This is a genomic window from Cystobacter fuscus, assembly GCF_002305875.1.
Taxonomy (GTDB): Bacteria; Myxococcota; Myxococcia; order Myxococcales; family Myxococcaceae; genus Cystobacter; species Cystobacter fuscus_A.
Genome location: NZ_CP022098.1, coordinates 5,052,281 through 5,071,724 on the forward strand (window position 1 = coordinate 5,052,281; position 19,444 = coordinate 5,071,724).

Annotated in this window: 17 protein-coding genes and 1 pseudogene; 3 read left to right on the top strand and 15 right to left on the bottom strand. The window is 66.3% G+C overall.

Annotated features, from left to right (window positions below; translation table 11 throughout):
• Positions 1-113 precede the first annotated feature (113 nt).
• From CYFUS_RS20790 to CYFUS_RS20830, 9 genes are all read right to left on the bottom strand, one after another.
• Positions 114-797: a glycoside hydrolase family 11 protein gene (locus CYFUS_RS20790; RefSeq protein WP_157758548.1), complete on the bottom strand. Its 684-nt coding sequence runs from the start codon at positions 795-797 to the stop codon at positions 114-116.
• Between the two features lie 44 nt (positions 798-841).
• Complete coding sequence (locus tag CYFUS_RS20795; RefSeq protein WP_095986813.1) at positions 842-1,912, bottom strand: glycoside hydrolase family 43 protein; 1,071 nt, start codon at positions 1,910-1,912, stop codon at positions 842-844.
• 48 nt (positions 1,913-1,960) lie between these two features.
• Positions 1,961-3,277, bottom strand: coding sequence for a xylose isomerase (gene xylA / locus CYFUS_RS20800; RefSeq protein ID WP_095986814.1), 1,317 nt, complete (start codon positions 3,275-3,277; stop codon positions 1,961-1,963).
• Positions 3,278-3,308: 31 nt separating this feature from the next.
• The gene (gene xylB / locus CYFUS_RS20805) at positions 3,309-4,778 is read right to left on the bottom strand and encodes a xylulokinase (RefSeq protein ID WP_095986815.1); all 1,470 of its coding nucleotides are present in this window, start codon (positions 4,776-4,778) and stop codon (positions 3,309-3,311) included.
• Positions 4,779-4,796: 18 nt separating this feature from the next.
• Positions 4,797-5,636, bottom strand: coding sequence for an ATP-binding cassette domain-containing protein (locus CYFUS_RS20810; protein ID WP_095986816.1), 840 nt, complete (start codon positions 5,634-5,636; stop codon positions 4,797-4,799).
• Positions 5,633-6,832, bottom strand: a complete 1,200-nt coding sequence (locus CYFUS_RS20815) for a sugar ABC transporter permease (RefSeq protein ID WP_095986817.1) — start codon at positions 6,830-6,832, stop codon at positions 5,633-5,635. The genes CYFUS_RS20810 and CYFUS_RS20815 overlap by 4 nt, the downstream gene beginning before the upstream one ends.
• A 67-nt stretch (positions 6,833-6,899) precedes the next feature.
• The gene (xylF, locus tag CYFUS_RS20820; protein WP_198316659.1) at positions 6,900-7,943 is read right to left on the bottom strand and encodes a D-xylose ABC transporter substrate-binding protein; all 1,044 of its coding nucleotides are present in this window, start codon (positions 7,941-7,943) and stop codon (positions 6,900-6,902) included.
• Between the two features lie 461 nt (positions 7,944-8,404).
• Complete coding sequence (locus tag CYFUS_RS20825; protein ID WP_269770253.1) at positions 8,405-9,760, bottom strand: ROK family transcriptional regulator; 1,356 nt, start codon at positions 9,758-9,760, stop codon at positions 8,405-8,407.
• Positions 9,757-10,371 (bottom strand): TetR/AcrR family transcriptional regulator, encoded by a 615-nt coding sequence (locus tag CYFUS_RS20830; protein WP_095986819.1) that lies wholly within the window; start codon positions 10,369-10,371, stop codon positions 9,757-9,759. The genes CYFUS_RS20825 and CYFUS_RS20830 overlap by 4 nt, the downstream gene beginning before the upstream one ends.
• A gap of 125 nt (positions 10,372-10,496) precedes the next feature.
• On the opposite strand from CYFUS_RS20830, the gene CYFUS_RS20835 reads away from it, so the two are divergent.
• The 3 genes and pseudogenes from CYFUS_RS20835 (at position 10,497) to CYFUS_RS54580 (ending at position 13,420) form a co-directional block, all read left to right on the top strand.
• Entirely contained in the window at positions 10,497-11,357 is an 861-nt protein-coding gene (locus tag CYFUS_RS20835; protein ID WP_232537684.1) for an SDR family NAD(P)-dependent oxidoreductase, read from the top strand.
• A 109-nt stretch (positions 11,358-11,466) separates the two neighbouring features.
• Positions 11,467-12,321 (top strand): annotated as a pseudogene (locus tag CYFUS_RS54575) (M16 family metallopeptidase); the annotation flags it as partial.
• Between the two features lie 400 nt (positions 12,322-12,721).
• Entirely contained in the window at positions 12,722-13,420 is a 699-nt protein-coding gene (locus CYFUS_RS54580; protein WP_420042711.1) for a M16 family metallopeptidase, read from the top strand.
• A 320-nt stretch (positions 13,421-13,740) separates the two neighbouring features.
• On the opposite strand, the gene CYFUS_RS20845 is transcribed toward CYFUS_RS54580, so the two are convergent.
• The 6 genes from CYFUS_RS20845 to CYFUS_RS20870 form a co-directional block, all read right to left on the bottom strand.
• Positions 13,741-15,012, bottom strand: coding sequence for a tetratricopeptide repeat protein (locus CYFUS_RS20845; RefSeq protein WP_095986821.1), 1,272 nt, complete (start codon positions 15,010-15,012; stop codon positions 13,741-13,743).
• Between the two features lie 60 nt (positions 15,013-15,072).
• Positions 15,073-16,539 carry a hypothetical protein gene (locus CYFUS_RS20850; protein WP_095986822.1) on the bottom strand — a complete coding sequence of 489 codons (1,467 nt, stop codon included), beginning with the start codon at positions 16,537-16,539 and terminating at the stop codon, positions 15,073-15,075.
• A 429-nt stretch (positions 16,540-16,968) separates the two neighbouring features.
• Complete coding sequence (locus tag CYFUS_RS20855; RefSeq protein WP_095986823.1) at positions 16,969-17,331, bottom strand: SDR family NAD(P)-dependent oxidoreductase; 363 nt, start codon at positions 17,329-17,331, stop codon at positions 16,969-16,971.
• 125 nt (positions 17,332-17,456) lie between these two features.
• Positions 17,457-18,218, bottom strand: a complete 762-nt coding sequence (locus CYFUS_RS20860; protein ID WP_095986824.1) for an SDR family oxidoreductase — start codon at positions 18,216-18,218, stop codon at positions 17,457-17,459.
• A gap of 169 nt (positions 18,219-18,387) precedes the next feature.
• Complete coding sequence (locus CYFUS_RS20865) at positions 18,388-18,618, bottom strand: tautomerase family protein (protein ID WP_095986825.1); 231 nt, start codon at positions 18,616-18,618, stop codon at positions 18,388-18,390.
• 24 nt (positions 18,619-18,642) lie between these two features.
• A complete protein-coding gene (locus tag CYFUS_RS20870; RefSeq protein ID WP_095986826.1) occupies positions 18,643-19,383 on the bottom strand; it encodes an SDR family NAD(P)-dependent oxidoreductase in 741 nt (246 codons plus the stop codon).
• Positions 19,384-19,444: the final 61 nt, after the last annotated feature.

Genomic DNA, 19,444 nt, shown 5'->3' on the forward strand with positions numbered 1-19,444 from the left:
AGGAGGAAGGGCGATTGGGCCGGCGGTCACGTCCGCGCCGCCGAGGTCAGGGCTCGGTGGGCCTCCACGCACGTGACCGGCCAGCCGCTTCATCACCGCTCTACGTCACGGCTCTACTGCTGCCAGACAGTGACGTTGGAGCTGCCGTTGCTGCCGAAGCCCTCGGTCGCCAGGACCTGATAGTTCATGGTTCCGAGGTTCATGCCCAGGTGCTGCCAGGCGTTGACGTGATTGGCGAAGGTGATGGTGTTGTTGGTGCCGGTGGGGCGCTTGGAGGTCCGCACGCTCCAGTACTGGTAGAAGGTTCGGGTGCCCTCGATGGAGGGGGCGTTGACCCGCTGGGTCCGGTAGATGTTGTAGGTGCCGCCGTCGGTGGTGACGGTGCCCAGGATCGCGGCGCCGCCGGGCGGAGTGAAGCTGCCCCAGTTATCGACGACGTAGTACTCGATCAGCGGGTTCGTCGACCAGCCATAGAGCGTCAGATAGCCGTTCGAGCCGGGGTTGAAGACTCCGGCGTTGTAGCCGATCACCCGGTTGGTCGAGCCCGTGGCCCAGCCCTTCCCAACCACCATGTTGCCGCTCGAGCCGAGGCTCCAGGTGATGCTGTAGTTGCCATCGCTGCCCAGGTTCAGGCAGCCCGACCCGGAGTCCTTCCACATCGTATAGAAGTACCCGTTGTGGGTGCCCGTTTGATTGTTGCACACGCTCTGCGCCTGCGCGCTTCCAGCAGAAGCCAGGACGAATACAACAGTCAGAGCGTACGACAGCGCAAACCTCTTCAACCGCGTGAGTGTCATTTTTGCCTCCTCATGACGTCTGTTGTTGATTGTTCTCGGCGTCGTCAGCGCATCGGCTTGATCGTTCGGATCGAACCGTCAGGATTGTAGTCCAGCTCATTCACCTTGACGTTCCGCAGGTGCGTCTTACCCGAGAGCTGGGTGTCGTGGTAGAACAGCCACCACTTGCCATCGTGCTCGACAATCGAGTGGTGGTTGGTCCAGCCCTGCACCGGCTCCAGGAGCACACCCTGATAGGTGAAGGGTCCGTACGGGTTGTCGGCGACCGCGTACACCAGCCGGTGGGTGTCGCCCGTGGAGTAGCTCAGGTAGTAGCGGCCCTGGTACTTGTGCATCCAGGAGCCCTCGAAAAAGCGCCGGTCGGAATCGCCGCCGAGCAGTGGCTTGCCGGCTTCGTCGACGATGGAGAGGTCACGTGGAGCCTCGGCGAACGTCAGCATGTCGGCGTTCATGCGCGCGATCTTGGGCATCAGCGCGGGCTTGTCCGGCTGCTTCAGGTCGGTCACCGAGCCGTTCTGCTCGTAGGTTCCGGTCGCCCAACGCTGCAGTTGGCCGCCCCAGATGCCGCCGAAAATCATGTAGGACTGCCCGTCGGCATCGGTGAACACCACCGGGTCGATGCTGAAGCTGCCATTGATCGGCTCCGGCTCGGCCTTGAACGGCCCCTCTGCCCGGTCAGAGACCGCTACGCCGATGCGGAAGATGTCCTGTTTGTCCTTGGCCGGGAAGTACAGGAAGTATTTGCCGCCCTTGTATGCGGCATCGGGAGCCCAGAGCTGGCGGCCGGCCCAGGGAATGTCCTCGAGCCGCAACCCCACGCCATGGTCGGTGACTTCCGCCCCGACGCGCTCCATCGAGAAGACATGGTAGTCGCGCATGGCGAAATGGCTGCCGAGGTCATCCTCGGGCACTCCCGCCTCGATGTCATGGGACGGGTAGAGGTAGATGCGGCCGTCGAAGACGTGGGCCGAGGGATCGGCGGTGTAGATGCTCGAAATCAGCGGCTGATTCAGGAACTGGGGATCAGCGGGCGTCGCCCGTTGGGTCGTGGCACAGCCGCCCGCGGCGGCGCCCAGCAGCCCTGTCGCCGCAGCGGCACGCAGTTTGGTCAGCATGTCGTCTCTCTCCTCTGTGACTGGTGAGGTTCAGTTGGATCGGTGCAATCAGATGTAACGGTTGACCAGGTTTTCCAGCGCCTCCTGCCGTCCGGAAACCGGAGTCACGTCTTCATTACGGCTCAACACGCGCTCGGAGATCGCTTCCAGTGAGAGGCGACCCTCGAGCGCGTCTCGCCCGAAAGATGTCCGCCAGCCGGCGTAACGCTCACGAACGGCTTTGGCGAGCCGGTCATCCTCGATCATGCGCGCTGCGACCAGGAGCGCCCGGGCGCAGAGGTCCATTGCTCCGACGTGGCCGTGGAACAGGTCGGTCGGATCGATCGACTGGCGCCGTACCTTGGCGTCGAAGTTCAACCCGCCGGTCGTAAAGCCGCCACCCTGCAGCACCGAGTAGAGCGCAATGGCGGTTTCGGGCAGGTTGTTCGGGAACTGGTCGGTGTCCCAGCCCAGCTGTGGATCGCCCCGGTTCATGTCCAGACTGCCGAAGATGCCGAGCGCCTGTGCCAGGGCGAGCTCGTGCTCGAAGCTGTGGCCGGACAAGGTCGCATGGTTGGCCTCGATGTTGACCTTCACCTCCTTCTCCAGTCCGTAGCGCTTCAGGAAGCCGTAGACCGTTGCCACATCGAAGTCGTACTGGTGCTTGGTGGGCTCGCGCGGCTTGGGTTCGAGAAGGATCGTGCCCTTGAAGCCGATACGGTGCTTGTAGTCCACGACCAGGTTCAAGAAACGCCCGAGCTGGTCGAGCTCCTGTCGCAGATCCGTGTTGAGCAGCGTTTCGTAGCCCTCGCGACCACCCCACAGGACGTAGTTCTCGCCGCCCAGTTGCAGGGTTGCATCGATCGCCGCCTTGACCTGCGTGGCGGCCATGGCGAACACCTCCGGGTCGGGATTGGTGGCGGCCCCCGCCATGTAGCGACGATGGCTGAAGAGGTTCGCCGTGCCCCACAGCAACTTGACACCGGTGCGTTGCTGGTGTGCGGCAAGGTGTTCCACCAGGTGACGGAAGTTGGACAGGCTTTCACGCGGCGTGGCGCCCTCTGGCGCGACATCGCGGTCATGGAAGCAGTAGTACGGGACGCCGAGCCGACTGAGAAAGTCGAACGCGGCCTCGGCCTTGCGCACCGCGAGCTCCATGGGGCTCCCGCCGGTGAACCAGGGCCGCAAGAAGGTTTCGCCCCCGAAAGGGTCCAGCCCTGTCCACACGAAGCTGTGCCAGTAACACACGGCGAACCGCAAATGGTCTTCCATGCGCTTGCCAAGCACGATGCGGTCCTTGTCGTACCAGCGGAAGGCCAGCGGGTTGTCGCTTTGGGGCCCCTCATAACGGATTGGCTTGATATCGGCGAAATAGCTGCTGCTCATCAGTAGGTCTCCTGCTTTCAGCGGGATGAAATCAACGGGGGTTCAGGCGCTTGAGCGCGGGGTACAGCGCGCGGAAGCGCTCGTAGCGTTGCATCAGGTACTGCCGATGCTCGGGCGCGCGAGGCCGCCATCGTTGCGCCACGGGGGGAGGGCGGCACACCGCTGCCTCGTCGCCCCCCACGGAGAGCCAGGCCAGACGGGCTGCACCGAGGGCCGCACCTGCCTCGCTGCCTTCATGGGTCACAAGCTCGAGGTCGAGCACGTCTGCCAGCAGTTGCGCCCAGCGTTCGCTGCGTGCACCGCCGCCCACCAAGGACAAGCGCTCCACCGCGGTGCCACCCTGCTGCAGGGCGAGCAGGCCATCGCGCAGGCCAAAGCTCACTCCCTCCATCACCGCATACGCCACCGACGCCGCTGCGTGTTCGTTCAACAGACCAAACAGCACGCCACTGGCATTCGGGTCGTTGTGAGGCGTGCGCTCGCCGGACAGGTACGGAAGGAAGAGCGGCGCATGGTGCATCGCGTCGGGGGTGAGCGAATCGATGTGTGCGAGGAATGCCGACACGTCGGCGTGTCCGGTGAGCCTCGCCGCCCAGGTGAGGCAACTGGCGGCCGACAACATCACGCTCATCTGGTGCCAGCGCCGCGGGAGCGCATGGCAGAATGCGTGGACGGCCGACTGCGGGTTGGGCCGGAAGCGGTCATTGCAGACGAAGAGCACGCCCGAAGTGCCGAGCGACAAGAAGCCCTGGCCCGGCTCCACGGAGCCAATGCCCACCGCGCTCGCCGCATTGTCTCCGGCGCCTCCCGCCACCACCACGGTCCGCGGGATGCCCCAACGACGGGACCATTGCGGAAGGAGCCGCCCGCTCGGCTCGCTCCCCTCGACCAGCGTGGGCATCTGCTGCCGGCGCAGGTCGCAGGCCGCGAGGAGCTCATCGGACCAGTCGCGACGGGCAACGTCGAGCCACAGTGTCCCCGCGGCGTCCGACATCTCGCTCACCTTCTCGCCTGTCAGTTGTAGGCGCAGCCAGTCCTTTGGCAGCAAGACGGTGGCGATTTGCGCGAATGCCTCGGGTTCATGGCGCCTCAGCCACAGCAACTTCGGCGCCGTGAACCCTGGCATAGCCAGGTTGCCCGCGAGCTCGGTAAGGCACGGCGCTTTGCGCATCAACTCCTCGCATTCGGCGCCGCTGCGTCCGTCGTTCCACAGGATGGCCGGCCTCAGCACCCGGTCGTGCGCATCAACCACCACTGCGCCGTGCATCTGGCCCGACAACCCAATGGCTTCGACAGCGCGCAGGGCCTCCGGTTGGGCAGCGGCCAGCCCATCCAGGGCGCGGCACGTCGCGTCCCACCATTCCTGGGGGGCCTGCTCCGACCACAGCGGATGCGGTCGCGAGACAGCGAGAGGCTCGCGAGAGGTGGCCACGATCCGTTGGTCACGGTCCAGCAGCAGCACCTTCACTTCAGAGGTACCGAGGTCTATGCCGATGAACATGCTTTGCCCTCTGCCCGGTCAACGAGCACGGTCGGCCCATGCGGGCCCAATGGAGGCTGCGGAGGAAGTGGGCGTCACCTGGGGGAGCGTGCTGGCGTGCTGCCGCTGCGGCGGGCGACCGAGAATGATCATGCTCAGAACGTCGTCTTGCGTCAGGTCCGCCACACGCTCGGTGCTCACCACCTTGCCGTTCTTCATCACGGTCACGCGGTCGCAAACCTCGAAGACGTCCGGCATGTCGTGGCTGATGAGGAAGATGCCGATACCATCGGCTTTCAGGCGACGAATCGTATCCATCACCATGCGTGTCTCCGCCGGGCCGAGGGCCGCGCACGGTTCGTCCATGATCAGAATCCGCGCATTGAAGTAGAGCGCTCGCGCGATCGCCACCGTTTGCCGCTGCCCACCGGACATCGCGCGCACCGGCTTGTGCAGTTCGGTGAAATGGGGATTCAGCCGCTGAATGATTTGTCGCGCCTCGTGCTTCATCCGGGGCGTGTTCAGGGTCCTCCACGGTGTCATCAGCTCGCGGCCGAGGAAGAGGTTGGCCGCGGCATCGAGGTTGTCGGCGAGCGCCAGGGTCTGGTGGATGGTTTCGATGCCCGCGGCACGCGCCTCTCGCGGACTCCCGAAACGCATCGGCCGGCCATTGACGAGGATTTCGCCACTGTCCGGGGGGTACACGCCGGACAGCATCTTGATGAGCGTCGACTTGCCGGCCCCGTTGTGGCCGAGCAGGCCCACCACCTCTCCCGCGTAGAGGTCGCAATTCACTCCATCGACGGCCATGACGCCGCCGAAATGCTTCGTGACCTGGCGAACTTCGACCAGGGGCCGGCGACCATCATGGCCAATCATCGATTGCTCCGTCGGTTGTAGACCACGTCGAACCACACCGCGGCAATGAGCACCAGGCCGATGAAGATCTGCCGCTTCGCGCTGGAGACATCCATGAGCACCATGCCGTTGTCCAGGCTCTGGATCAGCAGCGCCCCCACCACGCAACCCGCGATCGAGCCCACGCCGCCCGCGAGCGAGGTGCCGCCGATCACCGCCGCGGCAATCACGTACAGCTCCGCCATCTGCCCCATCGAATTCGCCCCCGAATTCAGGCGCGCCGTCGTGATCATCGCTGCCAGTGCGGCGAGCGCACCCATGAGCATGAAGAGGTAGAGCATCACGCGGAACGTCGGTATGCCCGAGAGCAACGCGGCTTCCGGATTGCCGCCCAGTGCGAACACGTAGCGTCCGAAACGGGTGCGCTCGGCGATGAAGCCCATCACGAACACGACGGCGATGAAGATGAGGACCGGCACCGCGATCCCTTTTCCTACCCGGTTCTGCTGTTCATCGAAGCCGACATAGCTGTTCATCACCGCGACGAACGCTCCAATCGCGCCGCATTGCAACACCACCCGCAGCACGTCGGCCCACAGCGGGGGCTGTTCGGCGCCGTAGCGGGCGCTCGTGCGACGCGCGTGCCAGCGATGCCAGACAACGGCGATGCAGGTGAGCACGCCCAATGCCGAACTCCAACTCACGCCGATCGAACCGGACAGGCCGCCACCGAGGACCTGGTAGTTGGTATGCAGCGGCGCGATGGTCTGCCCGTCAGCGACGAGGAAGGCCGCACCGCGATACATCAGGTAGCCGGCCAACGTGACGACGAAGGCAGGCACCTGGCGATAGGCGACCCACCACCCCTGAAAGGTCCCGACGGCGACGCCCGCCGCCACGCCGAGCGCGATGCTCAGCAGCCAGCCCCAGTTGGCTTCCGGAGGAAACCACTGCACCTGGCTGTAAGCAATCAACATGCCGGTAAAGGCGAGCAGCGAACCCACGGACAGGTCGATCTGCCGGGCTACGATCAGGAACACCATGCCGCAGGCCATGATGCCGGTCACACATGTTTGGATTGACAGGTTGTAGAGATTGCGCGGCGTGAGGAAGGTGCCTTCGGTCAGAGCCGCCAGGACGGCCCAGACCATGAGCAGCACCAGGACCATTGAACTGAAGCGCGGGTCAAAGCCCGTCTTGCGGAGAAGGATTTGCATCGCGAGGGCGTGTTCTGGGAGGGACGGCCTCGCAGCGCTCGTCGCCGCTGCGAGGCCGAGCGGTTTCTTACTTGCAGGCTTTCGGCGCCTTCGCGCCGCTCGCGCCCGCGCACACCTGCTGCCTGGTGGCCCAACCCGAGTTGAGGACGTGGTCGAGGTTATCCGCCGTGACAGGTACCGGTTTCAGGAAGACCGCTGGAATAGGCAACTTCCTGGTACCGCCGTTCCAGAGGGTCGCGCCCTGGATGGCCGACGGCTTCGTGCCCTTGGCCATCGCGACCGCGAAATTGGCCGCCGCCTCGCCCAGCACGCGGGTGTCCTTGAACACGGTGACCGTCTGCTCGCCGCGGGCAATCCGGTTCAGCGCTGCGATGTCGGCGTCCTGGCCGGACACCGGGACTCCGGTCAGGTTCTGCGCCTTCAGGGCCGCGACCGCGCCTCCAGCAGCACCGTCATTCGAGGCCACCACCGCGTCGACCTTGTTGGAATTGCGCGTGAGGATCTGCTCCATGTTGCGCTGAGCGACTTCCGGCGACCAGCCTTCGGTGTACTGCTCGCCCACCACCTTGATTTTTCCGGCCTGGATGGCGCTTTGCAGGACCTCGAGCTGGCCACGATGCAGGAAGTCCGAGTTGGGATCGGTCGGCGAGCCCTTGATGAATGCGTAGTTCCCCTGTGGCTTGACCTTCAGCACCTCGCGGGCCTGGATGCGGCCCACTTCGACGTTGTCGAACGTGACATACAGCACCCCGGGGTCCTGGATGAGGCGGTCGTACGCCACCACCGGAATGTTCTCCTGACGAGCCCTCTGCACAGCGGGCAGAATGGCGTCGGAGTCATAAGCAAGCACGATCAGCGTGTTGGCGCCGCGCGAAATCAGGCCCTCCACGTCCGACAGCTGCTTTTCGTTGGAACCCTGCGCGTCGGCGCTGATGTACTTCGCACCAAGCTTCTGCAAGGCCGCCTTGAGCGCGGCCTCGTCGCGCTTCCAGCGCTCTTCCTGGAAGTTGGACCAGGAGACGCCCACCACCAGGCTCTCTGCGTTTGCGACCCTCGGCACGGCTGCCATGACGGCGAGCCACAACAGGGTGGCCCTGCGGTTCAATCTCATGTGCGTCTCCTCTGGCGCGCCCCCTGGCGCCTTCGCGTTGATCCCGCCGAATTGGTTTGATGGATGAACAAACCATAGAGCCGAACGCCAGTCCCGTCAATCAGGAGAATAATGGGAATCATCAGAGGGCTCCCTCCTCGCATCATGAGTGCCGTCGCTAGCGAATTCGACATAGCGCGTCATTCATTGCCTGCGTGGCCGTGGCAACCATCGACCGTGGGCACGCACGGGCCGGGGGAGGGGAGCTGGAGTGCACCATTAAACAGATGGGCTGGCTGCTCTCCAATGCGGGGGGACGTCTCACGACTGTTCGCCTCAGGAGTGCCGATGGTGCTGACGCAGCGCGCCGAGGCAGTGGTGGTGCTCGATTCAACCTGCGGTTGTATTTCCTTGGTGCACCGCCGATGGTGAAAGCACATCGGCGCTCGCCCGAGGCCTGGACGACCCGCGGGGGAATGACGTCAGGCCATCAGGGCTTCATGCAGCACCGCACCCGCGGCGCCCACAGCGCAAGCATTGATGCCGAAGCGGCAGTGCCGTACTTCGGTGGTGTGGAAGGCATACCGCGCCTGCAGCCCTGCGAAGCACTCGCGGGCCGCATCGAGAAAGACCGGGCCGAGCTGTACCATGGGGCCGCCAAGCACGAGGACTGCAGGGTCGAGCATGTTGCAGATGTTCTGCATCAGCATGCCCAGATAGCGCCCTGCACGACGCGCGGCCACCACTGCCGTCGCATCGCCCCCGGCCACCCGACGCGCCAGTTCGCCGATTGGCAGCACGGGGTCTGGGGTGCCCGTGATGTCAAGACTGACTGCCCGTTGTGAGATGAAGGTTTCGGCGCAGCCGCGGCTACCGCACCGGCACGGTGGTCCGTCGAGTTGCAGCACCGTATGGCCGACTTCCCCTGCCGTGCCGTCATGACCGAGGTGGAGCCGATCGCCGAGAACGATCCCCCCGCCTACGCCAATGCCCATGCTCAGGTAGACGAGTGAGTTCGTCTGGGCGCCAGTGCCAAAGACGTACTCGGACAACGCCGCGGCGTTGGCTTCGTTCAGCACCTTCACCGGCGATTGGCGTACGCCGGCTCTCTTCAACGCCGCACACAGCGGCTGCTCGATGTCCTGGTGGTGCCAACCGAGGTTTGGCACCACGCCTACCCGATGACCGTGCACATCCACGGTTCCTGGAACTCCGACGCTGATCCCCAGGACGCGCCAGCCCTGGGCGCCCAGCGCAGCGTCCTGTTGAGCGATAAGCCTGGCAAGCGCCGTGAGCGTGGAGCCCAGGTCCGAGGGCGAATACGGTTGCTGCCGAGAGCCGAGCAGTTCCCCCTGGAGGTTGCACGCGACCACGTTCAGGTAGTCCACGCCGATCTCGGCCCCCATGAGCGCCAGGCGAGAGGGGTCGAGCTGCAGGGGCGTCGGGCGCCGGCCCACGGCGTTGGAGGCGGACGCCTCGGACTCGCACAACCAGCCCTCGTCGATCAAGTCCTGCACCAGCAGGCTGACGGTGGACTTCGTCAGCCCGCTGCGCTTGGCGAGGTCCGCCCGCGACAGGCCCGCCTCCTGTCTCACCAACCGGAGTATCGCTGCACTGTTGATTCGCTTGATGAGGCTCTGATTGCCCGTCAGGGCTTCTGCATGTCCGGAAGGTGGCACGTGAGAAAAGGGCGAGAAGGAGTTTGTTCGAACATTAGACCAAATGCCTCGGGAAGAGGCCCAGGGAAAAATGGGGGCACATTGGCGGGTGGCGAGGTGGGTAGATAGGAGGCCAGGAGGCGAAGCGGTCGCGGAGGTGAGCGAGCCCCTCCGGCTCACCTGCCACTGCCCCCGCGCGCGCGGCCCGACGGTGGCGGGCGCAGGCCGTCCAGCAGGACGTCCAGGTAGCGCTCGGCCAGTTCCCGCCGCCCTCCGCCGATGCGCACCGCGTGCTCGATGCCGCACATCAGCCGCTGGAGGTCGTCGACGCCCAGCTCGGCCCGTACGCTCCCGGCCCGTCGGGCCTGCTCCAGCAACCGGGTCGTCGCCCCGACGAGCTCGGCCTTGAGCCGCGCCGTCCGGGTGTTCGCATCCCGGGGCGCGTTGAGGACCTCCGCGAGCCCGACGTCGGCCAGCAGCAGGTCCAGGGCCGCGCCCAGGAAGCGCCGCAGACCGGGTCCCGGCTCGCCGGACTCCTCGGCCGCGCGCGCCTGGTCGAGCAGGGCCAGGACGTGCTCGTTCACGAGCTCCTCCAGCAGATCCTGGCGGGTGGGGAAGTGGCGGTACACCGTGCCCACGCCCACCCCGGCCGCCCGGGCGATCTGGTTCATCTGCAGTGAAGCGTCGCCACGGGCGAGAAGCTCGCGGGCCACCGCCAACACTCGCTCGCGGTTGCGCGCCGCATCCGCGCGCAGCGGTTCGTCCTGGGTCTGCTCCTCGCGTTTCGTCATGGGTCCATCCTACCGGATTCCGCCCAATCGGATGTCTCATCCGAACGGATTGCGTATCCGTTTCTACTCGTTTATATTCCCGCCAAAGCGGATGAACCATCCGCTTCATCGAAAGCGAGGAGCTCATGATGGAGACGAGAGGACAGGCTCGAACCGCGCTCATCACGGGTGCCAGCTCCGGGATCGGGCTCGAGCTGACCCGCAGGATGCTCTCCGAGGGCTGGGAGATCATCGCCCTGATCCGCTCGGGGTTCCCCGAGGACGATGCGCTGATCCGGGAGAGCCTGGGCACGAAGCGGCTTCGCGTCTACAAGGCCGACCTCACGGACTTTGGCAGCCTGCGGCACGCGCTGGAGCAGATCAAGGCGGGGGAGGAGAGGATCGATCTGTTGTTCAACAACGCGGGCGGCAGCTTCGCGGAGCTCGGCTTCTCCAAGCAGGGGCGCGAGCTGCATTACGAATTGCAGACGGTGGTGCCCTACATCGTCTTCAGGGAGCTGAAGGAGCAGCTGCGCCGGGGGAGTCTGAAGACCGTCGTCAATACCTCCACCAATGCCTTCAAGTTCGTCAAACGGTTCGATCCCGACACGCTGGAGCGCCCGGCGTCGTTCAAGAAGCTGTTCGGCCCGTATGCGGCCTCCAAGCTGGCGCTCTCCCTGTGGACCCGGGAGGGAGCCTCGCTGGCCGCCGCCGAGGGGATCCGGCTGCTGAGCGTGGACCCGGGAGGCAACAACACCCTGAGGAGTGGAAATCAATCAGGGCTTCCCTTCTATCTGAGGCCCCTCATGAAGCTCTTCTTCCCGCATCCCAGCCGGGGCGCCTCGCGTTTGTACGAAGCGGCGGTGGACACACGCGCGGAGTTGTCGGGCGCCTTCCTGACGAATGGCCGGGTGACGGAACTCCAGTTCACCGGCCAGGGACGCAAGGTCCTGGACAAGGTGAACGCCATCTATGAGCGGGAGTTCCTGGCGGCCCCCCAGGCCTGAGCAAGCCTCTCACTGTCTTGAGGAAGGGTGGGGAGCGAACATGTGCCTGGTACGTGGGTGGATGCTACTGTGACTCCAAGTGAACCCGCCTTTTGGAGGAGAGTTCCCGATGCGCGCCGCTTCCGCGCGCACGCGGAGCAGCGGCCCAGCCGCTGGAGCCAGCTGGAGACGGCGGGCGCGAGTGGCCTCAACGCCTTCACCTCGTTCGACACCACCGTGTACCACGCGCTCGCCCCACGTGAGTCGCTCGGCGAACCGCTGCGTATCGAGGGCGAGCGGCTGTCCAATCCGCTCCAGGGCCTCACCCCCGAGCTGTTCGACGTGGAGCGGCAGGTGGTGCGCAACGAACTGCGCGAGCACAACGAGACGCGCTTCGTGGGCCAGGTCTTCTCGGCCATCCAGCGCGCCTTCCTTTCCCGAGGACCATGCCTACTCGCGGCCCCTCATCGGCGATCACGCGAGCCTCTCGGCGCTCACCCTGGCGGACGCCCAGGCCTTCACGCGCGGACAGTACCGGCCGGAGAACACCACCCTGGTGATCGTGGGCGACGTGGACCCCACCACGGTGGATCAGCTCATCGCCCAGCACCTGCCGGCGCGGCTGCTCGGCGCGGGGCTCATGAACATCACCCTGGACAAGCGGCTGCCGGATGCGCCGCCCCCGGTGCCCCTCAACCCGCGCACGGACCTCGTGGAGATCGAGGCCGCCGTGCCCACGCCCGAGCTGTACCTGGGTTGGACGCTGCCGCGCGGCTATGACGACGACAGCACGCTCCAGGAGTTCATCGAGCGCGCCGCGCCCGGCGTGCTCTCCCAGGCCGTGCGGGAGGATGGGGACATCGCGGGGCTCGACGCCTCGCTCATCCCCGGCCAGCATGCCTCGCTGCTCGTGGTGCGGGTGGTGCTGTACAACGGCGAGCACCCGGACTCGTCGGCGGAGCGGGTGCTCAACCAGCTGACCCATTTCTGGGACGGAGGGATCGCGGCGCGCAACGGGCTCGACTATCGGCTGTCCGTCCTCACGGGCATGGCGCTCGAGGCCGAGGACGTGCTGGAGCGCGCCCTGAGCCGCGCGGCCCTCACCCACTTCTCGCTCGATGCGCGGGCCTACTCGCGCGCGCTGGCGGGGGTGGCCAAGGTGGACGCCACGCGCATCTCCCGCTTCGGCTACGACTACCTGCGGCGCGAGCGCGCGCGCAAGGTGATGGTGCGTCCGTCGCGAGGCGTCTCCCGAGCGGCCCCGGCCAGCGGGTTGCCCACGGCACTGGCTCTCGAGGAGGAGGTGCTGGGCCAGGTCCCGCTCACGCCGATGCCGTCCGTGGCGGGCTTCCGCACCCTGCGGTTGGAGAACGATGCTCGCCATGATGGCCGAGCAGCTGTCCTCGCTGGGGACCGAAGCCGACTACGTGATCGACTTCCGGCGGGACGTGCTTCCGTACCTCGCGAAGACCGAGAACCGGCCCGAGGCGCGCGCCGCGCGGGCCTTCGAGGCGGCGCTCTACCCCGAGCACGCCTATGGACGTTCGGCGCTCGCCGCGGATCTCCAGAAGGTGGGCGAGAGGGAGATCGAGGACTGGCTGGCGCGCACCTACCGGCCGGCCAACGCGGTGGTGGCCATCGTGGGCGAGCTGGACCTGGACGAGGCGGAGAAGCAGGTGCGCACCTGGCTGTCGGGATGGACGGGGCCCAAGGGCGAGCCCTCCCTCACGCCGCCGCCCGTCACGGGCCCCGCGCGTGCGGCGCGGCTCCTGCTGACGGCTCACCCGGGAGCGACCCAGACGTGGGTGTCCTGGGGCTGCCCGTTGCCACCCGCGGATGCCGCCACCGAGGCGAGCTACGAGCTGATGGCGCAGCTGGCGAGCCGACGTCTGCATCAGCAGGTGCGCGCCGCGCTGGGTGCCCCAGCTACGGCATGCATGGCCAGAGCATGGTGCTCGAGGGAGGTGCCGCCATGTTGGAGGTCCAGGGCGCGGTGGAGAACGCGCGGCTCGCATCCGCGCTCGCCGCCGTGCGCCAGACGCTGGAGGACCTGTCACGGGGAAAGTGGACGGAGGTGGAGCTGAATGCGGCACGCCGCAAGGTGAACCAGGAGCGCGCGCTGTCACTCGGGACCTCCTCCGCCCTGGCGCACGCGGTGCTCTCCACCCGGGGCCGGGGCTGGCCGCTCACCGATCTGGAGCGCTACTCCCAATACCTGCTCGACACCACGCCCGAGGCGCTCCAGCGGGACTTCACCTGGTGCGCGGAGCACCTCGTGGTGTCCCTGCTCGGAGAGGAGGCCGTGACCCGCGACGCGGTGCGCGGATGGCCAGGCAATCCCTCCATCGAGAGCCCCTGAGCTCTTCCGGGCTCGGTGGTCCCGCTGGGGTTGAAGCGGCGCGCTCTACTTCGTCTTGTCTTTGTTGAGCTTGTGCTCGAGCACCTCGAGCAACTTCGAGGCATGCCCGTGGATGACGGGGTCGGAGGTCTTCACTTCCTCCACGAGCCGCCGGGCCACGGTGGCGGCCTCGGCGAACCGCGTCCCCTGGAAGTAGACCTGCGCCAGGTTGAAGCGCGGCTCGGCCTCCTCCGGGGCGCACCGTACGGCCTCCTCGAGCGCCTTGATGGCGTCTTTCGTATAGGTGGAGTCCGGTCCGTAGCGCAGGCCCTGTCGCATCAGGAGCACGCCCAGGGCGTTCCTCGGCATCCAGTGCGTGGGAAACGCCTCGCACGCTTCTTCATACACGCGGATGGCGCCCTTCACGTCCGGCGGGACCTGGGCTTCGCACGCCCAGCCCTCAATCAGCTTGAGGCCCAGCGTGCGCACCCCCTGCGCCTGGGCCTCGCGCACGCGCCTGAGCGCCTCGCGAGCCTGGCCGCGCTCGATGAGCGCCGTGATCTGCGTGCCCAGGGCGACCGGGTACTCCTCCGAGTTGACGTCCACCGGAAGGGGAGGCTGGGCCGGAGCGGAAGTCCGGGCGGGAGCCAGACCCCTGGCCGGAACGCCCTTGGCTGGAGCGGAGGGTGGGGCGGCGTCGGCCGAGGCCGCATCCTGTTTCACCAGTCCGAGGAGCAGTGGGGACTCGGGCGTATGAGACAGGCCCAGGATCACCATGGACTCGGCGCGGCGCTGCCGGCCCCGACTCCCCATCATGTTCGCGAGGAAGAACCAGGCGCGATCCTGCTTCGGGTCCAGACGCAGGCAGAGCACGAACTGATGCACCGCGGACCGGGGCTGGCTCAGGAGCATGTACGCGCGGCCCAGCTCGAGATGGAACGAGGGGTCGGGGGGCGCCTGCGCCACGACGCGCTCCAGCACCTCACGGGCCTCCTTGGCCTGCCCCAGCTCGAGCAGGGACACTCCCAGGCCGAACAGACCGCTGTACCGGACGGGCTCCTGGGTGGCGAACGGCTGATAGATTTCCCGGGCCTTCTTCCAGTCCTGGCGCTTGAGCGACAGGGCACCCCGCACCAGCGCCAACTCCTGCTTGTCGGCCAGGGGCGCGGCCTGCTGCAACAGGGCCATGACCCGGGAGTCATTGCCCTCCAGCAGCGCCACCCTGGCGAGCGCGAGCAGGGCTTCCCCATCCTTGGGATCCTTGTTCAGCCGCCGCGTCGCCTCGTCCGAGATCTGCTTCGTGTTGCCTCGCGCCAACAATTCCCCGAGAGATGACATCACGGCTCCTGCGTTCACTTGCTCATGAGGGCTTCCGCGGCACTCCGCCCCCGGCTTCGCTCACGTGCCGATCTTGCTGACATCGATGCCCAGGCTGCCGGTCGCCACTTCGGGGAGCTCGTTCTTGAGCTGAATCGTCGGGGCCTTGTCCTTCTTGAGCTTCTCGTTGCCGGCCCACGCGGCCTCGAAGAGCTGGTTCTCGGCGGCGATCTGCCTCTGGTACTGCCCGCGCTCCTCCAGGGTCGGCGCCCTGGAGTAGTCGCGGACCTTCTGGCTGTAGTTCGGATTGGTCTTCCGGTTGCGCAGATCGCGGATCGGGTCCAGTGCTTCCACGGTGTCGACGCTGACGCCCGCCCGGATCCGTCCTCCGGGACCAAACGCCCCGCCGAGATCCAACACCGTGCTGGCGACCCCTCGATTCACGCCACCCCCCGCGTTGAAGACGTAACCCACGCCTCCCAACTTCGCGATCGTGAAGTCTCCCTGGAAGGGTCCAACCTTGAGCGAGGTACCGACACCCGCTTGAACGCCCGCGATGTTGGCGTTCGTGACCTTGGCCATATAGGTCCCTTGATTCCTGTCAGCGACGACCGAGGCCTCGGCGGCGGCGGAGGCGCTCGCCTGCGCGAAGGCATGCGCGCCCACGTCGAGGTGCCTGCCGAACTTGTGATTGACCGCCGCGCTGGCGTTGAAGAGGCCGGTGGACACCTCGAGCTTGGCATGTGCGGCGAGGGCCTCCTGGCCCTTCTTCGTGCTCGCCCTGAGCTCGGCTTCCCCTCCCATCTTGGCGAAGGGCCCCTCGACGCCCGCCTTCCAATCGGTCTTGCCGTACTTGCCCTCGTGGCGGTTCTCCGTCCGCGCCGCGGCGGCGGTGTACGCCAGCTCGCCAGCGGCCTCCAGGGCGAGCTGACCGTCCCGCTTTTCGTTGACGTACGCGTAGCCCTTCTTGCGCTCGTTCAACACCACGTTGTTGTAGCCGGGGTCGCCCTTGGCGCCCTTGAATTTGTGGATATACGACTGCCTCTCGACGCCATACTCGGCCTTGGTGTTCGCCGCGCCGTTGTACGAGTCCGGGCTGACCCCAAGCCGCTCTGTCAGGTCAGACCTGTAGCTCGCGGGGACGGAAGGGTCCACGCTGCTGCTGTTGAGGGAGAGGCCGCCGTGGCCGAGCTCCGTCGCCTTGACCACGGCCCCAGCGATTTCGCCGTTCACCCTGACGTCCGGGAAGTTGTTGGACGCCATCACCTGGGGTGAGTTGACCTGGTGCGCACCTGGCGCCAGCCCCTCGTCGCGACGCTTCAGCCGATGCTTCTCATGGGGCAACTCCGCCTTCGTGTTCTCGTGATGGTGGCGGATGGGGGCCGTGCTCGAGGCATTGTTGCCGGCGTCCAGGCTGCGCGCCCCCTCATGCGCCGGCGCGTCCGGGTGGTGGGGCCTGGTCGGCGTCGCGTTCGTCCGGACCGCCGCCCGCGCCCGGGCCATCATCGAGGACAGACCCTGCCGGTTACCAATGTTGTTGCCGGGCATGACTTGACTCCTATGGTCGGGGGCGCGGAAGCCGGTTCGAGGCGAAGCGAGGATTAAAGATTATCGTACATGGCCTCCAGAATGTTTCCTGATGGCGACAAAAACAAAATGTCTGTTTTCCGGTTTTTGCCTGATAACGCAGTAGGCCAAAGGTGTATTTTCCACAATTGACCGAGGGGGGCACGCGGCGAAGAGGCCTTGCGACACCTTGCGGCATCACCGCTGGTTCAAGGGCATTCGTTCGCGATCCACTCCGTGTGAGTGATGGGCCACGCGGAGTCCCTGCGGGTTCACGGCGAGCGCGAATGCCCCGAACACGGCTGTTCGAGCCCAGTGAGGTTACAGGAGGGGGTATTCACCTCCACCGTCGCGAAGAGCACCGCCCCGATGCCGATGAAGGCGCGGGTCCGACCCGTGACCCCGAGCTGCTCAGAAGGGCATGCGCTGGGACAGCCTCGCGGTCACCTCTTGAGACAGCTCTGGTGACAGCCGTGCCATCTCCATGTCCTCGAGCGACACGTCCTCGAACCGGCCCGCCACCGACACCCCCGCGTTGTTGACGAGCAGGTGCACGTGCCCGTGCGCGGCGAGCACCTCCTCGGGCAGGGCGAGCATGCGGGGGCGATCGGCGACATTGGCGACGTGAAGAGAGACTTTTCGATTGGGGAGGGCCAGCTCGGCGCGGACGCGCTCCAGCGCCTCTCCATTGATGTCCACGAGCGCGAGGTGACACTTGCCAATACCGCTGGCCGCGCCTGTCACCACGGCAGTGCGATCCACGAGAGTATTCATGGAAAGATTGTAATCCTGCTCAGGTTGGGTCTCAAAAGCAAACCGCGCTCCCTGGCTGCTGGGAGCGCGGCTCGTGGTGGCGGGCCCACTCACCCGCGCATGCAAGGCATTGGCACGTTGGAGGACTAGCGCGCGACGACTCCTCCATCCACCGGGAGCGCGGCGCCCGTGATGAAGGAGGCCGCGCCCGAGCACAGCCACACCAGGGCCTCGGCGATCTCCTCCGGGTCCGCCATGCGGCCCACCGGCTCATCCGCGATCAGCGCCTGCTCTATCTGCGGATTCTTGCTGGTGGTGTCCGTGATCATGGGCGTACGGACGAGCCCGGGACACACCGCGTTGATGCGGATGTTCGCCTTCGCGTACTCCAACGCGGCCGTCTTCGTGAGACCCACGACGCCGTGCTTGGCGGCCGTGTACGCCGGCGCCATCGGGAAGCCCACCAGTCCCGCCACCGAGGCGGTGTTGGCGATGCTACCTCCCCCCTGCTTCAGCATCTGCTGGATCTCCTGCTTCATACACAGCCACACCCCCGTGAGGTTGGTGGCGATGATCCGATCCCAGGCCTCCTCGGGATAGTCCCCGGTGGGGCCCATGACCCCGGAGATGCCCGCGTTGTTCACGGCGCAGTCCAGCCGCCCGAACGCCTCCACCGTGCCGCGAATGAGTGCCTCCACCTCGCTGGACTTCGAGACGTCACAGCGGATGAAGCGCGCCTCGCCCCCCTTCTTCCGGATGGCCGCCACGGTCTCCTCTGCTCCGGGGACGTTGACGTCGGAGACGATGACCCGTGCCCCCTCGCGTGCGAACAGCAGCGCCGTCGCGCGACCGATGCCAGAGCCGGAACCCGTCACGAGCGCTGCCTTGCCTTCCAATCTCCCGTTCATGGAACTCCCCCTGCGCTCGGACACTGGGGCTCCAGGCCGAGCCCGCGCATGGTGGCAAAGAGGTTGACCTCGCACCAGCGCGATGCTCCGTGGGGGCTACGTGACGGGGACGGCCGCACCTGCCTGCGCTGGACCCGCCGGCAGCGCGTCCGCGCGAAATCGTGGACGGTCAGGACTCTTCGCTCGCGGAGGCGGTCTTTCCCGTCCGCTTCCAGTACTCGAGCACCGGCAGGCCTCCGACCCCCCAGTTCTCGTGCTCGACCTCGTCGATGACGACGAAGGTCGCCGAGGGCGCCTTGTCGATCACATCCCGCAGGACATTGCTCATGCCCTCGATGATCCGGGCCTTCTGTTCCGGAGTCGCGCTGCCCTTGGTGAACTTGACGTTGATGTAAGGCATGGAAGTTCTCCTCTTCGTGCTGGGTTACCAGTGACCGGCATGCTGACCGCCGTCGACGTGCAGGGTCTCTCCGGTGACGAAGCTCGCGTCCTCGAGATAGAGAACGGCCTGGACGATCTCGTCGATCGTCCCCATGCGGCCCAGCGGATGGAGCCTGGCGAGCGCCGCGTGGGTCTCGGGGGCGTGCATCGGCGTCTGGATGATGCCGGGCGAGACCGCGTTCGCGCGGATGCCCCGTGGCGCGTATTCGATCGCGAGGCTGCGGGTGGCCGCATCGATGCCGCCCTTGGTCAGCGAGGCGAGCACCGAGGGAACGCCGGCGAGCGGCTGATCCACCAGCGAAGTGGTCAAGCTCACCACGTGGCCACCATGGCCCTGCTCCAGGAATCGCGCGATCGCGGCCTGGGTGACGTAGAAGAAGCCCGCGACGTTGACGCCGAGCTTCTTGGTGAAGTCCTCGGCCGTGTAGTCGGTGAAGGGTTTGGCGATGAAGATGCCGGCATTGTTGACCAGGCTGTCGACGCGTCCGAACTTCTCGACGGCCGCGGCGACGAGCTTCCTGGCGGTCCGCGCGTCACCGACGTCCCCCTCCACCGTCAGGATCTGCGGATCATCACCGAAGGTGCCGGGCTTGATCGAACGCGAGTTGGCGACGACGCGCCAACCCTTTTCACGATAGCCCCTGACGAGGCTGGCACCGATGCCCTGCGAGGCACCGGTAATGATGACGACTTTGTTTGTATTGCTCGGGGTCTGGAGGGGCATGTCGGTTCTCCGTGGGACGCGTTGACAGGAAGTGATCTAGTTTCCTGCCCCCCACGGAAAA